The sequence below is a fragment of the Bacillus sp. AFS037270 genome, from assembly GCF_002585305.1.
This window is the reverse complement of the sequence record NZ_NUNF01000011.1, coordinates 69,792-89,148: the sequence shown is the minus strand read 5'-3', so window position 1 is coordinate 89,148 and position 19,357 is coordinate 69,792. Positions and strand designations below refer to the sequence as shown.

Genomic DNA, 19,357 nt, shown 5'->3' with positions numbered 1-19,357 from the left:
CGTGGTCCGACGCTTCCTCGCCTACTTTTGTTTTGGTATAACTTGGCATACAGAGAAACGTTCCTCTGAAATGACTTCAGATGCTAACTTTTGAACGTCCTGTATGGTGATTTTTTCGAGCGTTGGCACCACATCGAATAAATTCATATCATTAAACGCATACCGAGTAAACTGATTGGCTATATATTCAGGAGAGTTTACAGCCCGTAAAAAGGCGCCAATTTTCTTCTTTTTAGCTCTTCCTAACTGTTCTTCATTAAACACACTGCCTTGCTTTGCATCAAGGAGCACTTGCTTTAGCCTTTCAGCAAGCTTATCCGGTTCTCCTGTGTCTCCCCCGACCATTGCAAAACCAAAGCCTTGCTCCTGAGTATAGTCGTAGGAGAAGGTCTCATCGACCAGACCCTCGTCATAAAGCTTATTATAGTTTTCCGAACTTTTTCCAAACAATAAATCAAGCAGTACATTCATGGTCAACTCATTTTTCAGCAGCACTTCGCCCGTTTGGTCAACATGAAGGGCTTTAATACCAAGCAGAGTTTTAGAAGTCTGGACATTCATTTGAAGAACTTGTTTCTTTTCAGCAGCCTGCAGCGGCTCTTCTTCAAATTTCCGTTTAATTTCCGGCATATCCTTATAATCTTTTTTAGCTTGGTTATCTCTCACCTGAGTCATTATTTTATCAGGGTCAACAGGACCAACAATAAATAACAGCATATTACTTGGGTGATAGAAAGTATTGTAACACTCATAAAGCCAATCTTTATCAATATCCGCAATCGATTCAATCGTTCCTGCAATATCAATTTTCACTGGATGATTTTGATATAAGTTCTGGATTAAGCCAAAGTATAGCCGCCAATCAGGATTATCATCGTACATAGTAATTTCCTGACCGATGATCCCTTTTTCCTTTTCCACCGTTTTCTCGGAGAAATACGGGCTTTGTACAAAATCAATCAGTGTTTCTAAATTTTTCTCAACATCAGACGTACTTGAAAATAAATAGGCCGTACGGGTGAACGAAGTAAATGCATTGGCTGAAGCCCCTTGACGGCTAAATTGTTGGAACACATCCCCATCTTCTTTTTCAAACAGCTTATGCTCTAAAAAGTGGGCAATCCCATCTGGGACCTTTACATATTCATCTTTGTCGAGTGGTACAAAGGTGTTATCAACTGAACCGTATTTGGTTGTAAAGGTGGCATATGTTTTATTAAATCCTTTCTTCGGCAGGATATAAACATTTAAGCCATTTGACATTTTTTCGTGAAAGAGCTCTTCCTGAAGCTGGTCAAAAGTAATTTTCTCCATTATTTGCCCGCCTCCGTTCCCGTTAAGAAATAAATCGTATCAAGCTGAATCTTTTCTGCCACTGCTGTGATTTCTTCCTTTGTGACATTATTCATTTCATTCATCCACGTATCAAGAGAAATAGTGGTACCTGCAACCACATTGTGGTAAAGGATTTCTGTTAAACCTCTGGCAGTGTCAACGGTCTCCATAATTTGATTTTGGATAACCGCCTTTGTTTGTTCCAATTCTTGATCAGTAAAATCTCCTTTTTTCATCGCATCCATTTGTTCATGAATAATTCCCACAGCTTGATCATAGTTTTTCAAATCAATCCCTGACATAACCATCATTAGCCCTTTATGACTCTCAAGCCGGCTTGCTGCATAGTAAGCAAGACTTGCCTTTTCACGGACATTAATAAATAGTTTAGAGTGCGAAAAGCCCCCGAAAATTCCATTAAAGACTTGAAGAGCAAAATAATCAGGATCTCCATAAACAATATTTGTTCTATATCCCATGTTTAATTTACCTTGTTTTACATCCTGTACTTCTTTTACTTCATTTACTTCAGTTCTATCAGTTGTTTTTTCAGTTTGATTTTTTTTCGGAGTGCGGTTTTCAAAATGCAGTAATTGGCTAGCTAATTGTTTTACTTCTTCTTCGTTCACGTCACCAATTACATACAGATCCATTTCATCTTCTAAAAAGGCCTTTTGATAATATTCGTATAAATTTTCCGGTGTGATCGCATCAACCTCGCCCGCTTCACCATTTACCTGGAGGGCATATGGTTCTCCTTTACACATTTCTTCTAATAGGCGGACATTGGAATAGCGCATTTTATCATCGAAAACAGATTGAATCCGTGATTTGAGTACTCGTTTTTCCTTTTCCACTGTGTCCTTATCAAAGGAATTTCCAGCGGCATTTGGATTAGTCAAAATCTCAGACAATAGTTCAAACCCTTTTTTTAACAGAGGGGCCGGGTCGCTTAAAAATTTTTCATTGGCTATTTCTAAGGTTACACTCATCACCTGGTACTCACCTTTTTTAGCCAAATCAACAAAAAGAGTGGCGCCATATAGCTCATCTAAGTAAGAACGTAATGCTGTTGTGGAAGCATATTTTGCTGAGCTGCTTTGTAAAACATGCGGGAGCAGGGCCCGTTTTGTTACATCTTCTTTTGTTAAAGGGGCTTTCATTCTCCAGACGAATGTATTGGTCTTATACTTTTCAGTTTCAATAATATGGAGTTTATATCCCTGCAATTCTGTGATTTTTTCTGCAGTTGAGTCCATTGGTAATCCTCCTTTTTCCTAAAGGGCCTACTTATAGCATATGTAAACATTTTTCTTTATATCTTTTCCTTTTAGATAAAACCTATACTTCTTACTATAATTTGCCATGCCTATACAATTCAAGAAATACGTTTATTTATTAAAAAAGAACTCTCATTTGCTGAGAGCTCTTTACTTGGATTATTGTCTAGCTCCAGCGCCTAGGGGCTCGGGGTCATAAGCCAATCCGTCAAGGCGCTTCCGCTTTTCGTATTATCTGCTTCCTTTAATATAATGTGTACCACTTGCCTTTGGAGCATCAGCACGGCCGATGAATCCAGTTAAAGCGAGCACCGTTAACACATACGGAGCAATTAACAAGTAGACATTTGGAATTTCTTTTAAGAACGGTAAACTTGATCCGATGATACTGATACTTTGAGCGAAACCAAAGAATATTGCCGCACCCATTGCACCAAGTGGATGCCATTTACCAAAAATCATCGCTGCAATTGCCATAAAGCCTTGACCACTAATTGTAGAGTGGCTGAAGTTAGAGGTAATCGATTGAGCGTATACTCCGCCGCCGATACCACCTAAGGCTCCTGAAATAATCACACCAAGATAGCGCATTTTTGTAACATTAATCCCCATCGTATCTGCCGCCATTGGATGTTCCCCAACAGAACGAAGACGAAGACCAAATGGTGTTTTAAACACAACATACCATACGATAATGGCTACGATAATAGCAAGGAAGGATGTCCAATATGTGTTTTGGAAGAATATTTCACCTATAATTGGGATATCTTTTAAAATCGGAATATCAATTTTGTTGAAGCCTATGCTGATAATATCTGTTTCACCTTTATCATAGATAAGCTTAACTAGGAATAAAGTTAAACCTGTTGCTAGTAAGTTAATTGCCACACCTGAAACCGTATGGTCAGCACGGAATGTAATCGCTGCAACAGCATGTAACAAGGAAAAGATCGCTCCTGCAACCATGGCAACTAAGATTGCCAGCCATGGTGTTAAGCTTCCAAACGTGTCAACAAACGTAAGATTAAACACAATCGCACTAAATGCGCCGATTACCATTAAACCCTCAAGACCAATGTTTACAACCCCAGAACGCTCTGAGAAGATACCGCCTAATGCAGTGAAGACAAGTGGAGCTGCCCATAACAAGGTGGATGGAACGACGATTATTAAAATTTCCATTAAGCTCAACTTACTTCACCTCCTTTTTACTGAATCGGTCAAGAAATACTCTTATTATATAACTTGATGCAACAAAGAATACGATCAAGGCAATAATGATATCAACCAGTTCATTTGGAACACCTGCTTCGAGCGGCATGTTCAATGCCCCAACTTTTAATGCGCCAAATAATAAGGCCGAGAAAAATACACCCAATGATGTATTCGCACCAAGCAAGGCTACCGCAATCCCATCAAATCCAACTCCAGTGAAACCGCCTTTTACAGTTGCATATCCGAATGTGCCTAAGCCTTCCATGGCTCCGGCCAATCCGGCAAATGCACCCGCAATAACCATAGAGAGAATAATATTTTTATTTACATTCATCCCCGCATAGTGTGCTGCATGCTGATTAAAACCGACTGCACGTAATTCAAATCCTCTTGTAGTTCTTTCGAGTAAAAACCACATAACAATACATCCGATAATGGCAATAACAATCCCCCAGTGGAGTCGTGAATAATCTGTAATACTTTGTAACCAATCAGATCTTAATGTTGCCGTTTCCTTAATCATATCGGTTTTATCTTTATTATCGGTGATGATATTTTTAATAATATAGTTGGACACATGTAATGCTACATAGTTCATCATGATGGTAACAATTACTTCATGAACACGAAAACGAGCTTTTAAGAGACCAGGAATGAATGCCCATAATGCCCCTGCAGCCATAGACGCTAATATGGCAAGCGGTAAATGAATAATTTTTGGAAGATCAAAGGCTACCCCCACCCAAACTGCCGCAAGCCAGCCGACTAGAAATTGTCCTTCTACCCCGATATTAAAGAGCCCAACGCGAAAGGCAAATGCCACCGCTAAACCAGCTAGAATATAAGGAGTAACTTGTCTAATGACTTCTCCAAAATAATAAGAATCACCAAAAGCTCCATTCCAAAGTGCCGTGAAAGCTGCTAGAGCATCATAACCGCTGACAACCATGATAATGGTTCCAACGATAATACCTAATAACACGGCAATAATGGGTGTTAAAATACTATTAAAGCGTTTAAGCATTGGAGTGTTCACCTGCTTCCTTTCTATTTGACCCAGCCATCAACAAGCCAAGCTCCTGCTCCGATGTTTCTTTTGGATTAACAATAGCAACGATTTTCCCTTCATAGATTACAGCAATTCGATCACTCACGTTTAATATTTCATCCAATTCAAATGAAATAAGTAAGACCGCTTTACCATGGTCACGCTGCTCAATGAGACGCTTATGAATAAATTCGATTGCCCCAACGTCCAACCCACGTGTAGGCTGTGCTGCAATTAACAGATCCGGATCTCGATCAATCTCTCGCCCGATAATCGCCTTTTGCTGGTTTCCTCCGGAAAGTGCCCGAGCCAATGTATACTCGCTTGGTGTCCGAACATCAAACTCACTAATTAAAGTTCTTGCCTTTTTATATATTTCTTTAAAATTTAAAACGCCGCTTTTTGAAAATGGTTTTTTATTATAGGTTTGCAGAACCATGTTCTCGCCAATTGGGAAGTTTAAGACTAGACCGTGTTTATGACGGTCCTGTGGAATATGGCCAACACCTGATTCTGTAATTTTTCGAGGTGTATGGTTGATTAGTTCTTTTCCGTTTAATTTGATACTTCCATTTTCCGCCTTACGTAATCCGGTAATGGCTTCAATAAATTCAGTTTGTCCATTCCCGTCGATACCCGCGATACCGACTATTTCACCGGCTTTAACAGTTAAATTTAGGCCATTTACAATATTTATGCCGCGAGGATCTTTTACCACTAAATCCTGAACATCTAGAACATCCTGTTGTGGTTTAGCTTCTGCTTTTTCTGTTTTAAAGGTTACTTCCCTTCCAACCATTAAGCTCGCAAGTTCGTTAGGATTTGTTTCACTAATATTAACGGTACCAATCCCTTTACCTTTACGGATAACAGTACAACGATCTGCAACTTCCATAATCTCTTTTAATTTGTGGGTAATGAGAATAATAGATTTCCCTTCTTTTATAAGCGTTTTCATAATTTGTATAAGTTCTTTAATTTCTTGTGGTGTCAGGACAGCAGAAGGCTCGTCAAAAATAACAATCTCAGCACCACGGTATAATGTTTTTAAAATCTCTACCCTTTGCTGCATTCCCACGGAAATATCAGAGATCTTTGCCTGAGGGTCAACGGCCAAGCCATAACGTTCAGAGATTTCACGAACCTCTTTTTCTGCCTTTTTAAGGTCAATTCGACCGCCAGTTGTTACTTCTCTGCCGAGTATAATATTTTCCGTAACCGTAAATGTGTCGACAAGCATAAAGTGCTGGTGTACCATTCCGATACCAAGATCATTTGCAATATTTGGATTGGTAATATTAACAGGTTTCCCTTTTACACGAATTTCACCTTGTTCCGGCTGGTATAAACCAAAAAGTACATTCATTAAGGTGGATTTGCCTGCACCATTTTCACCAAGTAATGCATGAATTTCGCCCTTCTTTAATTGAAGGGTAATGTTATCATTCGCAACGAAACCGCCAAACTCTTTACGAATGTTGAGCATTTCAATTACAAAATCCATCTTTCTCACTCCCTGTATTAAGATAAAAGGAAATTTTGACCAATAGTAGTAAGAGGTCAGACCTTTCAGATTTTAAAAAAAACAGGGATTTCCTCCCCACTAAAATCTTCAATGAAAAGTAGAATGAATTTCTACACTTCAGTTAAGATTTCAATAAGAAGGAATAAGCTGGCTAATACCCGCTTATTCCTCTTTTTTATTATTTTGCGCTGAAAGTTTTTAATTCTGCGCGAGTACCAGGAACTTTTACAGAACCAGATTTAATTTTGTCGGTCCAATCTTTTACAGCAGTTTCAATAGCCGCTTTATTTGGTGCTTTGCTATTAATTGGTGCTAAACCAACACCATCTTCAGCAAGACCGTATAATGCAATCTTTCCGCCAGGGAAATTTCCATCTTTCGCTTTTGTAGAAACGTCGATAACAGCATTGTCTACTCGTTTAAGAGCGGAAGTTAAAACAACATCTGGACCCATGTTTGCTTGGTCACTGTCAACACCGATTGCCCAAATTTCACGAGATGGATCTTTTTTCTTACGGTCATTAGCTTCTTTAAATAAGCCAACACCTGTTCCACCAGCAGCGTGGAAAATGACATCTGCGCCGGAAGAGTACATTTTTGAAGCGATTGATTGACCAAGTTCAGCTTTATCAAATGCACCAGCATATTGAATGTCAACAGTCGCTTCTGGTTTCGCAGCTTTAACACCAGCTACAAATCCTGCTTCAAAACGTTCAATAACAGCACCTTCAATACCGCCAATAAATCCAATTTTATTGGATTTGGTTGTCATCGCAGCTGCAACCCCCGCAAGGAATGATGCTTCTTGTTCTTTAAATAGGATGCTTGCAACATTAGGTTCTTTTACTTCAGAGTCAACAATTGCAAAATGGTGATCTTTTTGTTGTTTTGCAATTTCATCAACAGCACCCTGCATTAAAAAGCCAATACCAAAAACTAAATCAAAATCTTGACGTGCAAGAGTATTTAAGTTGGTTGCGTAGTCTGCATCGGATTTGGATTGAACGTAATCATATCCGCCTTTACCCTTTTCCAAGCCATTATCTTTACCAAATTTTTGAAGACCTTCCCAAGCAGATTGGTTAAATGATTTGTCATCTACACCGCCAACGTCAGTAACCATCGCTACAGAGAAATTATCTTTGTCTCCACCGTTAGATGTTTTGCTTTTGTCATCGCTTTTTCCACAAGCACCTAATAGTGTCCCAGCAGCAAGAACTAAAGATAGCGCCATTCCAATTTTACGCTTTTTCAAGGTATTGTACCCCCTAAGAATGTTGTTTGATTTAGTAGAAATGTTTATAATGTGAAACTGTTTGCGTTTACATATATTAACAAAAAATCAGGTTCTTTTTCTTAATACATGAAAACTAAATTTATCCGCTTTAAAATAGTTTACCGAAAATAGTACAGGTTCATCCGTTTCATCAAAATGCATTTGTTTTAGCACTAACAAAGCAGTTTCTGGCTCACATTCTAAAATGGGGGAAATTTTTTCATGATAACCCAAAGGTTCGATTTGGGCAACAGCGTATGTAATTCTACGATTTGCCTCTTCATCTAAAATCTGAAAAATCGATTCTTCCTCATGGGAAAATGTTTCTGGCAGTATACTCTCCGGAACCTTATCAATGCAATAGACGACAGGTTCTCCGTTTGCTGTTCTTACCCTCTCCATCACGAAAATCTCCTCATTAACAGAACATGAGAAACGACGAACATCCTCTTCGGTAGGGCCCTGAGTTGATGAACTTAAGAAAATAGTCCCTGGCTTCATCCCAACTTGCTTGATCATGTCAGTGACACTATTAAGTTGTTCAATCCCAGAAGTAAACATGGGTCTTGCGTTAACAAAGGTACCAACACCATGGCGCCTTATAATGACGTTTTCCTCTTCTAGAATCCGAAGTGCTTCCCTAAGAGTTGCCCTGCTTACACCCAGTTGTTTCGCAAGATCGAATTCCGATGGCAGTTTTTCTTTTTCTTTATATACACCATTTTCAATATCTTGCTTCAACCGATCGATTACTTGTAAATATAAGTGTCGGTTATCTGACTTAATAGACATGCTGTTTCCTCCAGCCTTTTTCCTAAGACATCAGACATCTGATATCATTCCTACTAATCGGATTTATATTAACATTTTTCTAGGGATAAATAAATAGGAATATAAAATTTCGTCGAAAAAAGGGGTAAAAAAGCTAACATTAAAGATAACGCTTACATATTATTGGAAAATACACAAGAATGATGTCGAAAAATGCAGAAATGTAGCTAAATTTAGTTTTCTAATTAACCATTGTCCTCCTATTACTATAGTATCAATTTTTTTAAAAATTAGTCCAATAAAAAAAGAGCCTAGCGGCTCTTTTTTACTACTATTTATAGTTTAGAGAATACTTTCATGCAATGGAACTTTTTAAAGAGGGTTATGAACTCTGTTCCTCTTTTGGTTTCGCCTGCAATACGGTACGTGGTTTACTGCCCTCATATGGACCTACAACGCCGCGGGCCTCCATTTCATCGATCAATCGTGCTGCTCTAGTATAACCGATTCGGAACCGCCTCTGCAGCATTGACACAGATGCAGTTTGCATTTCAATAATTAACTCTACTGCCTCATCATATAATTCATCTTCCACAGCACCCGTTACCTCTGGAATATCATCTGGAATCATTTCTTCTTGATATTGTGCCTTTTGCTGTGAAATAACAAATTCAACTGTATCTTCTACCTCTTGATCTGAAAGGAATGCCCCTTGAACCCTAACAGGTTTGGATGCTCCCACAGGCAGGAATAACATATCGCCTCTTCCAAGCAATTTTTCTGCGCCGCCCATATCAAGGATTGTCCTTGAATCGGTCGCACTTGAAACGGCAAAGGCAATTCGTGATGGAATATTAGCTTTAATTACCCCTGTGATGACATCAACAGATGGCCGCTGAGTAGCGATAATTAAGTGAATTCCAGCCGCACGGGCCATTTGCGCTAATCGAGTAATGGAATCTTCAACATCTGATGATGCCACCATCATTAAATCAGCCAACTCGTCAACTATAACCACAATATAAGGCAACAATGGCTGTTTATCATTTTCCTCAAGGTTATGTTTTCTAACATGATCATTGTATCCTTCAATATTACGTGTACCTGTGTGGGAAAACAGTTCGTACCGTCTTTCCATCTCACTTACGACTTTCTTTAATGCCTGTGAGGCTTTTTTTGCATCTGTCACTACTGGTGCAAGTAAATGCGGGATCCCGTTATAGACATTCAATTCGACCATTTTCGGGTCAATCATCATTAATTTTACTTCATGCGGCTTTGCTCTCATTAGAATGCTTGTGATAATTCCATTTATACAAACACTTTTTCCGCTTCCAGTAGCCCCGGCAACAAGTAAATGCGGCATTTTGTTTAGTTCTGCATGGACTGCTTCCCCAGTTATATCTCTGCCAAGACCAATCAATAGTTTCGCATCGGGCTTATCATTTTGCGTATTTTCTAGTACTTCCCTCAAAGACACCATTGCAACTTCTGAATTTGGTACCTCAATACCTATAGCTGATTTGCCTGGAATGGGAGCTTCAATTCGAATTCCCTTAGCAGCAAGTGCTAAAGCTATGTCATCGCTCAAGCTTACGATTTTACTAACTTTTACTCCAACATCAGGGTGGACTTCGTATTTTGTAACAGCAGGTCCTAAGTGAACCTGGGTAACACGGGCTTTTACCCCAAAGGATTGGAATGTTCGTTCAAGTTTAGCAGCATTAGCATGAATTAACTCATATTCACCACTTTGGTCTGTTTTCCTTGGCGCCTTTAAAAGCCTTAGTGGTGGTAATTCGTAAGACACATTTTCGACTACCGCTCCGGTAAACGAGATTGGCGGGGTATTGTCATCGTCATCCTCTGCCGTTTTACTCTTTTGTTCCTTCCCTTTTGCTTGTTCGTTTTCAGGCTTATTACGGGCGGACTCTTCTACATCCACGTAGGCACGATCCGCAAAACTAGAAATGATTGGTTCAGGAATAATCGTTTCTTCCTGTTCCTGAGCCTGATTGTTTATCACTGGTGCCTGCTCTCTTCTACGGTTTTCTTTTTCTATTTGCTTTTCGGCCATCCGCTCATTACGACGCTCTGTTTTTTTCTGTTTCCATTCAGACATATCTAATTTAAAGGCTTCCCATTGACCTTTTGAAAAATCGAAAATAGTTATGATAATTTTTCCTACGAAATCACCAATCGATCTTCCTGTAAGTAGGATAATTCCAATTAATATAAAAATAAATGCAATAATTTTTGTACCTGTCTCTGCGAAGAGATAGTGAAATAATGCGAATAAAACTGCTCCGAGTATGCCTCCGCCAAGGTCGGTTGTACTTGTTTCTCCTCTGAGTTCCATCATAAATAACTCCCAAGTGTTACTAATTACACTCGGGTCCTTAAATTTCCCATCATTCGTAAGTAAATGAAAAAGTGTTACATGGCTCAATAGTAGGATGGCAGAAATAATAAAATATGTGCCAACTAACTTAATATGAAAGAAAAAAGGAATACTTCGTTTCCACATTAAATATACACTTAAAATAACTAGTCCTAACAACCCCAGCATGTACCATTCACCCATCCAAAAGCGGAAGAATAGAACTGTGGCTTTTCCAACTGCCCCAAGTTTGGCAATTGAAATAATCGCTAGAGCTAATATGGCGAGAGCCGATAATTCATATTGCACGGTCCGTTTTAAATGATTGTCCCTCTTTTTTGGTTGTCTTCTCTTTTTTTTGGCCATTTAATCACCTTGTACTCTAAAGTTATTCAGATATGCTATATCATAAATATGTATAAAGAAAGCAGCCCAAATTTGGCTGCTCTTTTTCTCCATTAGTAATTATACCATAATCTACTATTACAATGCCGATAATCCTCCAAGGTTAGCAAAAGAAATTTTGGCACCCGGGCATAGCTGCTGATTTAAATAATGCTGGGGGTCACTGCTTAGGATGCGTACCACTTGGACATGATCTGAATCAGTTTGCTCTACTAACATGGAAACACCCTGATAAGTAATAAACTTTTGTTTGCTCTCTTCCGTTTGTTCGGAGGGAAATATCAGTTCACTTGGCATCATCGTATAAAGAATCATTGAATCAGCCCCTCGTTTTTCTCCTTTTGAAGTTCAATCATTTCATTTAATTTCTTCATCGCAGGTCCTAAACCGCCAACTTCATCAATTAATCCGTATTTAACAGCATCAACACCGATGACATTTGTCCCGATATCCCTAGTTAAATTACCTTTGGCAAACATTAAATCTTTAAATTTTTCTTCTGTTATTTTCGAGTGTCCCGTAACAAAATTAACTACCCGCTCCTGCATTTTATCCAAATATTCAAAGGTTGCAGGAACTCCAATAACGAGCCCAGTCAGGCGAATAGGATGGATTGTCATGGTGGCCGTTTCTGCAATAAATGAATAATCACAGGAAACAGCGATTGGTACGCCGATTGAGTGTCCTCCTCCTAAGACAATCGAAACGGTTGGTTTGGATAGAGAGGCAATCATCTCTGATATTGCAAGACCCGCTTCGACATCACCGCCAACCGTATTCAGAATAATCAAGACCCCTTCAATCTTCGGGTTTTGTTCGATTGCCACTAACTGCGGCAGCAAATGTTCATATTTTGTTGTTTTATTTTGCGGCGGCAAGGCAAGATGTCCTTCAATTTGGCCAATTATGGTTAAGCAATGAATACTAGAATCGGCTGAGAGCTGAGGAACATTCGTTTGACCTAGCTGTTGAATTTTTTCTATTAATGGAGAAGTCTTTTCCTCTTTTTGAGGCTCTTGTCCTTCTTGTTTACCGGTATCGTTGTTACGGTAATCGTTATTCATCCTACTACTCCCTTCAAGCATGATATATTTTTAGTATTTACCTATGAATTAATTTCATGCTTTAAATATGAAAAGGCACTGGTTTATTAGAACCAGTGCCTTTTTATAAAAATAGGGTATAAATTGACTTTGAGAATTATCCAGCTACAGCGCCTAGGGGCTCGGGGTCATAAGCCCCTGTTCAAGGCGCTTCCACTTTTAAATTTCCATAATTATTGGCAGTATCATTGGTCTTCGTTTTGTTTTTTCAAATAAGAAGCGATTCAATTCTTCTCTTATTTCCTGTTTTAAGCTTGACCATTCAAACGTACTTTTCGCTGTATTTCTTTCCACAATTTCACGTACTAATTTTGTTGAATCATCCATTAACTTTTCTGACTCCCGTACATAGACAAAGCCCCTTGAAATAATTTCAGGTCCTGCCGCAATCTTCTTTTCTTGCTTTGTCAAAGTAACAACAACGATTAGAATACCATCTTGAGATAAAAGCTTTCGATCGCGTAACACGATATTGCCCACATCTCCCACACCAATCCCATCGATCAAAACATTGCCTGATGGAACTTTTCCGGTAATACCGATACCGCCTTCTTTCCATTCCACAACATCACCACGGTCAGGAATAACAATCTGCTGATCCTTAAGGCCACACTCTAACGCCACTTTCCGGTGTGCCTTCAACATCCGATATTCACCATGAACAGGAATGAAGAATTTTGGTTTCATTAAATTTATCATAAATTTCAATTCTTCTTGGCTGCCGTGGCTTGATACATGAACGGTACGTTTGCCAGAAATAACATTTGCACCAGCTCTAAACAGCATATCAATTGTTTTAAACAAGAACACTTCACTGCCTCTTAGAGGTGAAGCCGCTATTAAAACCGTATCACCCTGTTGGATGTTTAAAAGTTTATGTGTTTGCTTGGCCATTTTCTGTAATGCTTCAATCGGTTCTCCTTGACTCCCTGTCATTAATACAACTATTTCACGATCCTGGTAGCTTTTAATTTCACTAACAGGAATGATTAGGTCCTCATCTACTTCTAGATAACCTAGATCGAGCGCGATATGATAAATTCGTTCAAGGCTCTTTCCAACGACCGCGACTTTACGGCCATTCTCACTAGCGGAATTGAAAATATGCTGAATTCGATTGATATCTGATGCAAAACACGCAGCAATAATTCGGCCTGGAGCATTATAAAAAGCATTCGACATTTCACGTTCGACTATTGTTTCTGATGTGGTGTATCCAGGGACTTCAGCTTCTGTACTATCAGACAATAAACACAAAACTCCTTGATCTCCAATAGAGGCCATCTTTCCAACATCAGCTTTATAAAGCTTTGTTGCCCCTTGGTCAAACTTAAAATCACCAGTATAGACAATAATCCCTTCGGATGTATGAATACAAACTCCAACTGAGTCCGGAATACTATGATTCGTTCTAAAAAAACTCGCCTGTACCGTATCTAATTCAACTATCGTATCTGAATCTACTTCAATAAAATTAGCTGTACCATTATATTCTTGCTCCCTTAGCTTAGCATTAGCCAGAGCAAGAGTAAGCTTTGTGCCATAAACAGGGACATCAACTTGAGAGAGTACGTAAGAAAGCGCTCCAATATGGTCTTCATGTCCATGTGTTAAAAAAATTGCTTTAACCCGTTCCTTATTCTCTCTTACATATGTCATATCAGGAATGACCATATCGATTCCAAGCATCTCTTCCTCGGGGAACATTAAGCCGGCATCAATAATAAATATGTCCTTGTCCACCTCAACAAGATACATATTTTTTCCGATTTCTCCTATACCACCAAGTGTAATAAACTTAATGGATGTATTCTTTTTCTTTACCAATTTCCGTTTCCTCCTATGCTGACAATAAATAGATACTGCAAATAAACCCCCGCGAAGCAACTATTAATGGAGCAAAACTAAATATAGTTCTTCACTTTTCTATCGCCGACCCAAGATCAGTTATCATCATTATACTTGATACCTGAAAACCTTTACAACCAATAATCCTTTTTTTAGTGTAACAAGGCAGGTTTTAAACAAAAAGAGCCAACCGAAAAGAACATTCGATTAGCTCTTGGACAATTATATACTTTTAAGGAGAGATATGAGTGAAGTCCGTTCTTGTTCGGTTAAACCAACAATCGGAAGTCTTACTGGCCCCACATCCAACCCTTTGACTTGTAATGCAGTTTTAACAGGAGCAGGACTTGGAGCTGCAAAAAGCCCTTGCATAAGTGGAAGCAAATGTTGATGTAATTTTGCAGCTTTCACATGCTCTCCATCAAAAAATGCATTCACCATTTCTTTTAACTCATTTCCGATAACATGTGATGCCACTGAAATAACCCCAGCACCGCCAATCGATAAAACCGGGATGGTTAAACTGTCATCTCCACTATAGAGCACAAAATCGTCTGCCGTATTGGCAATGATATGTGTCATCGCATTTAAGTCTCCACTTGCTTCCTTAACCGCGACTATATTAGGAATTTTCGAAAGCCGGACCACCGTCTGCGGCTGGATTGTAACCGATGATCTGCCCGGTATATTATAAACCATCATTGGAAGAGTTGTGGCTTCTGCAATTGCCTTAAAATGCTGGTACAAACCTTCTTGGTTTGGCTTATTATAATAAGGGCCTACCGCCATAATAGCATCTACACCAAGCTCCTCAGCCCTTTTGGTTAATTCAATCGAGGCGTAGGTATTATTACTTCCCGTACCAGCAATTACTGGAACTCGTTTTTTTACAACCTTTACAACATGATCAAATAGAGCCAGCTTTTCTTCTTTGGAAAGCGTAGGAGACTCTCCCGTCGTTCCTGCAATTACAAGGGAATCTGTGCCATTATCAATTAAATAATTAACCAATTGAGTGGTTTTTCCAAAGTCAATATGCCCTTTTTTATCAAAAGGGGTTACCATTGCTGTTGACACTCGCCCGAAATGAACCATTTTAGTACTCCTTTCAATACAATCGGAACCTATCCGCTGCAAACGCATCATTCCATTAAAAACGTTGTTTCTTCTCTAAAGCCTTAGAGATCATATTCGACTGTTTCTTCCTCTAATTGAAAGGCATCGTGCAAGGAATTAACGGATTTAACTAAGTCCTCCTGCTTAACCAGTACCCAAATAGTTGTATGACTGTCTGCTGATTGTAAAATACGAATTCCATGATTTGATAAGGCTGTTACGATTTTAAAGGTAACCCCTGGTACTCCTGCAATTCCTGCACCTACAACTGAAACCTTTGCACAATGGCGCTCAACAACCGGTTCATGCCCTAATTCTTCTAAAACCTGTATAGCTCGATCAGTCATTTCATCTGTTACGGTATAAACAACACCGTTAGGAGAAATATTGATAAAATCAACACTGATTTTTTCATTTGCCATTGCTTTAAAAACTTCTGCCTGCAGGTTATATTGATCCTTTTTTGCAAAGACCTTAATTTGTGTAATATTTGACACATGTGCAATACCTGTGACAGTTCGTTCTTTAATATCACTGCCCCGATTGTCTTTATTGATTGACGTAACTAATGTCCCAAGTGAATCAGAATAAGTAGAACGAATTCGAATCGGAACTTTTGCCTGCATCGCAATCTCCACGGCTCTTGGATGAATTACCTTTGCACCTTGATAAGCAAGGTTACATACCTCTGTATAGGTCACAACAGAAAGCGGCCGAGCATTTTCAGCAATACGTGGGTCGGCAGTCATGATACCCTCTACGTCTGTAAAAATATCAATCCATTCAGCATTCAAGGCCGCACCTAATGCGGCTGCCGATGTATCACTTCCACCGCGTCCAATCGTGGTCACATCGCCATTTTTCGCAGCCCCTTGAAACCCTGCCACAACGACAACATCATTCGTTTCTAATTCCCTTAGAATCCTGTCACATTTCATTTCGATAATTTTTGCATTTGTATGGTCATTATTGGTACGGAAGCCTGCCTGTGCCCCTGTTAAAGCTGCAGCGTTGATTCCGCTCTCTAATAGCATATTTGTAAAGACAATGCTCGAAATAGCCTCTCCACAGGATAGAAGGAGATCATGTTCCCGTTTGGAAATTTTGCTAAGATTACCGCCGATTAATGATAATAACGTATCTGTTGCATAAGGGTCTCCTTTTCTGCCCATAGCAGAAACCACTACAACCACTTTATAGCCTTCACTTAATGCTTTTTCAATATGGCCTAAGGCATGCTTTCTGCTCTCTTCATCTTTCACAGATGTCCCGCCAAATTTTTGAACAATAATTTTCATGTGACACCAAACCCTGCCTTTATGATGTATCCTTATTTAACTAGACCTAGTTCTACTAACCTTTCAGCAATTTGAACGGAGTTCCAAGCTGCTCCTTTAAGTAAGTTATCTGAAACAACCCACATATGGAAGCCACGGTCTTCATCGATATCTTTTCTAATACGTCCTACAAACACATCATTCTTTCCTACGCAATTTGCAGGCATAGGATAGACTTGATTTTCTGGATCATCCTGTAATACAACTCCAGGAGCATCCTTTAATAATGCCTTGATTTCTTGTGCACTGACGCCTTCGGTTTCCACTTCAAAATAAACAGATTCTGAATGTCCCACAGCAACAGGCAATCTTACACAAGTTGCAGAAACTTGTAAGTCCGGTAAATGCATGATTTTTTTGGTTTCATTAATCATTTTCATTTCTTCATAGGTATAGCCGTTTTCTTGAAATTTATCAATTTGCGGGATTGCATTAAAAGCAATTTGATAATGATTTTTGTCAGCTTTTACTGGTAAAATTTTAGGCTCAACTGTTTCGCCTGCTAAAATAGATTTTGTTTGGTCCATTAATTCTTCAACAGCAGTGGCACCTGCACCGGAAACTGCTTGATAAGTAGATACAATGATCTTTTTCAAGCCGAATTTTTGACGGATGGGTTCTAGTGCTACAACCATTTGAATCGTAGAACAGTTTGGATTGGCAATGATGCCATTGTGCTCATGTAAATCTGCTTCATTTACTTCCGGTACAACTAATGGCTTATCAGCATCCATCCTGAATGCGCTAGTGTTGTCCACGACGATTGCACCACGCTTAACAGCCTCTGGAGCGAGTTCCTTAGACACATCGCCTCCGGCACTAAATAACGCGATTTGGACTCCTTCAAAGCTTTCAGGCGTAGCTTCTTGAATCGTAATTTCCTGACCATTTACATCTACTACTTTCCCAGCCGAACGGGCTGATGATAGCAGAGTGAGTTTGCTAATTGGAAAGTTCTCTTTTAACAATGTTTGGATCATTTGTTGTCCAACTGCTCCTGTTGCTCCTACCACTGCAACGTGAAAACCTTTTTGCTGACTCATTTTCTAGTTCCCCTTTCAATCCTTCACTGTAACATTAGTGGTTATTCTTAAATTCACATCAGAAGGGGTTGACCCCCCTGATGAAAGATTAATTTATTTTAACATATTCTTATTAAGAAATAACCTTTTTTAGCGAAAGTGGGGGAAAATTAGTCGGAATCCTTATATCGCTCCACCAAAACAGGCTGGAGTTGATTTCCTTCAAGAGCAGCTTCTACTGTTTGCGTTAGCATCGTCATTCTGGCAACCATTGAATTTGGCTTTTTCACTGGATCGTCTTGACCATATGGAATAAAGTAAATATTTTTGGTTGCCATCAGCCTCATTAGATTGACTCCATTTAAACCTAAGGCATCATTGGTTGAAATTCCAAGTACGACAGGCTTTAAATTCCTTAACGTTGCCTTAGCAGCCATTAATACTGGGCTATCATTCATTGCATTCGCAAACTTACTCATCGAAACACCTGTTAAAGGAGCAATGACCATGCAGTCTAGAGGGATTTTGGGACCTAACGGCTCTGCTTTAACAATAGAGTCAATCACCTTATTTCCAGTCAAGTCTTCAATTCTTTGAATCCAATCTTCTCCCTTGCCAAAACGGGTATCTGTATTTTGAACGGTAAAGGTTACAACTGGCATTACCTCTGCACCGGCTTGAACAAGTTTTTCTATTTCCGGGAATACAGCATCATACGTACAATGTGAGCCCGTTAGACCAAAGCCAATTCTTTTACCTCTTAAACTCATTTCACTTTCCCCTTTCGCTTTCTTAAATCTTCCTGAAGCAGTTGGGCTAGGACATTGGCTAGAATTTGGCCTGCTGATTTTGGCGCTACTATTCCTGGTAATCCGGGAGCCAGCAGTGCTTTTATACCCCTTTTCTCTGCATATCTGAAATCAGTCCCGCCAGGCTTTGAAGCCAGGTCTATGATAAGGGTATGGGCAGGCAGTTTTGAAATAACCATGGCTGTTACAATTAGATGTGGCGCTGTATTAATTAAAATATCGGTATCTTTAACTTCATTAACCAAATTACTTAAGTGAAAGGGAGTTATAGCCATTTCCGTAATCCTTGCCAAGTGCTCACTTTTTCTTGCCCCAACTTTTACCTTTGCTCCAAGTGCGGCAAAGGTTCTCGCTACACTCATACCGACCCTTCCTAAACCTAGTACCGTTACATTGGAACCATGAATGGTAAAGTCTGTATGTTGAATGGCCATCATAATCGTTCCTTCGACGGTTGGGATCGAATTATAAATGGCAACATCATCCCTTTCAAATAATTGAATCAGGGTTCGTTTTGCCTCTTCTGTTATCCCATTTAAATAAGAGTTCGTGATACCTGAATAAATTGAACAATGTTCAGGGGTTTTGCTTAAGATATCACTTGTTAAGATGACCTTTTCGTTTGAAAAGATGGTTTCTACCTGGCCTTCTAAATTTGTTCCAGGCACAGGCAAAATGATGGCATCCATATTGGAAAAATCAACTTCATCGAGCTTTTCTTTGACCGCACCGGTAAAAGCGTGATCCAGCTGTTCAAAGCCAATAAGCGATAATCTCGCGTCTAATTCGGTTAACCTACGGATGATTTCCAGCTGTCTGGCATCACCGCCTATTACGGCTATCTGCATCCCTGTCAGCATGAAAACTTTCACCTTCTTTTTTTTATA

The 19,357-nt window shown here is 39.4% G+C and carries 16 protein-coding genes; all 16 read right to left on the bottom strand.

All coding sequences use genetic code 11. The features are described from left to right. Window positions 1–21: 21 nt before the first annotated feature. The 16 genes from yfmH to dpaA all read right to left on the bottom strand — a co-directional run bounded on the left by yfmH (window position 22) and on the right by dpaA (window position 19,330). Window positions 22–1,314, bottom strand: coding sequence for an EF-P 5-aminopentanol modification-associated protein YfmH (gene yfmH, locus COD92_RS05640; protein ID WP_098995913.1), 1,293 nt, complete (start codon window positions 1,312–1,314; stop codon window positions 22–24). Further along, entirely contained in the window at window positions 1,314–2,594 is a 1,281-nt protein-coding gene (yfmF, locus tag COD92_RS05635; protein WP_098528662.1) for an EF-P 5-aminopentanol modification-associated protein YfmF, read from the bottom strand. Before yfmF ends, yfmH begins: the two co-directional genes overlap by 1 nt. A 252-nt stretch (window positions 2,595–2,846) precedes the next feature. Then, window positions 2,847–3,806, bottom strand: coding sequence for an ABC transporter permease (locus tag COD92_RS05630; RefSeq protein WP_098528663.1), 960 nt, complete (start codon window positions 3,804–3,806; stop codon window positions 2,847–2,849). Between the two features lies 1 nt (window position 3,807). Beyond that, the gene (locus tag COD92_RS05625; protein WP_098528664.1) at window positions 3,808–4,854 is read right to left on the bottom strand and encodes an ABC transporter permease; all 1,047 of its coding nucleotides are present in this window, start codon (window positions 4,852–4,854) and stop codon (window positions 3,808–3,810) included. Then, window positions 4,847–6,382 (bottom strand): ABC transporter ATP-binding protein, encoded by a 1,536-nt coding sequence (locus tag COD92_RS05620; RefSeq protein ID WP_098528665.1) that lies wholly within the window; start codon window positions 6,380–6,382, stop codon window positions 4,847–4,849. The genes COD92_RS05625 and COD92_RS05620 overlap by 8 nt, the downstream gene beginning before the upstream one ends. A 199-nt stretch (window positions 6,383–6,581) precedes the next feature. Continuing rightward, the gene (locus COD92_RS05615) at window positions 6,582–7,658 is read right to left on the bottom strand and encodes a BMP family lipoprotein (RefSeq protein WP_098528666.1); all 1,077 of its coding nucleotides are present in this window, start codon (window positions 7,656–7,658) and stop codon (window positions 6,582–6,584) included. Between the two features lie 87 nt (window positions 7,659–7,745). Continuing rightward, a complete protein-coding gene (locus tag COD92_RS05610) occupies window positions 7,746–8,471 on the bottom strand; it encodes a GntR family transcriptional regulator (RefSeq protein ID WP_098528667.1) in 726 nt (241 codons plus the stop codon). Window positions 8,472–8,832: 361 nt separating this feature from the next. After that, window positions 8,833–11,196 (bottom strand): DNA translocase FtsK, encoded by a 2,364-nt coding sequence (locus COD92_RS05605; RefSeq protein WP_098528668.1) that lies wholly within the window; start codon window positions 11,194–11,196, stop codon window positions 8,833–8,835. Between the two features lie 117 nt (window positions 11,197–11,313). Beyond that, window positions 11,314–11,550, bottom strand: coding sequence for a YlzJ-like family protein (locus COD92_RS05600; RefSeq protein WP_098528669.1), 237 nt, complete (start codon window positions 11,548–11,550; stop codon window positions 11,314–11,316). After that, window positions 11,547–12,299: a ClpP family protease gene (locus tag COD92_RS05595; protein ID WP_098528670.1), complete on the bottom strand. Its 753-nt coding sequence runs from the start codon at window positions 12,297–12,299 to the stop codon at window positions 11,547–11,549. The genes COD92_RS05600 and COD92_RS05595 overlap by 4 nt, the downstream gene beginning before the upstream one ends. Before the next feature lie 198 nt (window positions 12,300–12,497). After that, window positions 12,498–14,165 carry a ribonuclease J gene (locus COD92_RS05590; RefSeq protein WP_098995912.1) on the bottom strand — a complete coding sequence of 556 codons (1,668 nt, stop codon included), beginning with the start codon at window positions 14,163–14,165 and terminating at the stop codon, window positions 12,498–12,500. Between the two features lie 243 nt (window positions 14,166–14,408). Beyond that, window positions 14,409–15,281 carry a 4-hydroxy-tetrahydrodipicolinate synthase gene (gene dapA / locus COD92_RS05585; RefSeq protein ID WP_098995911.1) on the bottom strand — a complete coding sequence of 291 codons (873 nt, stop codon included), beginning with the start codon at window positions 15,279–15,281 and terminating at the stop codon, window positions 14,409–14,411. Window positions 15,282–15,364: 83 nt separating this feature from the next. Next, the gene (gene dapG, locus COD92_RS05580) at window positions 15,365–16,600 is read right to left on the bottom strand and encodes an aspartate kinase (protein WP_098528673.1); all 1,236 of its coding nucleotides are present in this window, start codon (window positions 16,598–16,600) and stop codon (window positions 15,365–15,367) included. A gap of 32 nt (window positions 16,601–16,632) precedes the next feature. Then, a complete protein-coding gene (asd, locus tag COD92_RS05575) occupies window positions 16,633–17,682 on the bottom strand; it encodes an aspartate-semialdehyde dehydrogenase (RefSeq protein WP_098528674.1) in 1,050 nt (349 codons plus the stop codon). Between the two features lie 149 nt (window positions 17,683–17,831). Next, window positions 17,832–18,431: a dipicolinate synthase subunit B gene (dpaB, locus tag COD92_RS05570; protein ID WP_098528675.1), complete on the bottom strand. Its 600-nt coding sequence runs from the start codon at window positions 18,429–18,431 to the stop codon at window positions 17,832–17,834. Continuing rightward, complete coding sequence (gene dpaA / locus COD92_RS05565; protein WP_098528676.1) at window positions 18,428–19,330, bottom strand: dipicolinic acid synthetase subunit A; 903 nt, start codon at window positions 19,328–19,330, stop codon at window positions 18,428–18,430. The genes dpaB and dpaA overlap by 4 nt, the downstream gene beginning before the upstream one ends. Window positions 19,331–19,357 lie beyond the last annotated feature (27 nt).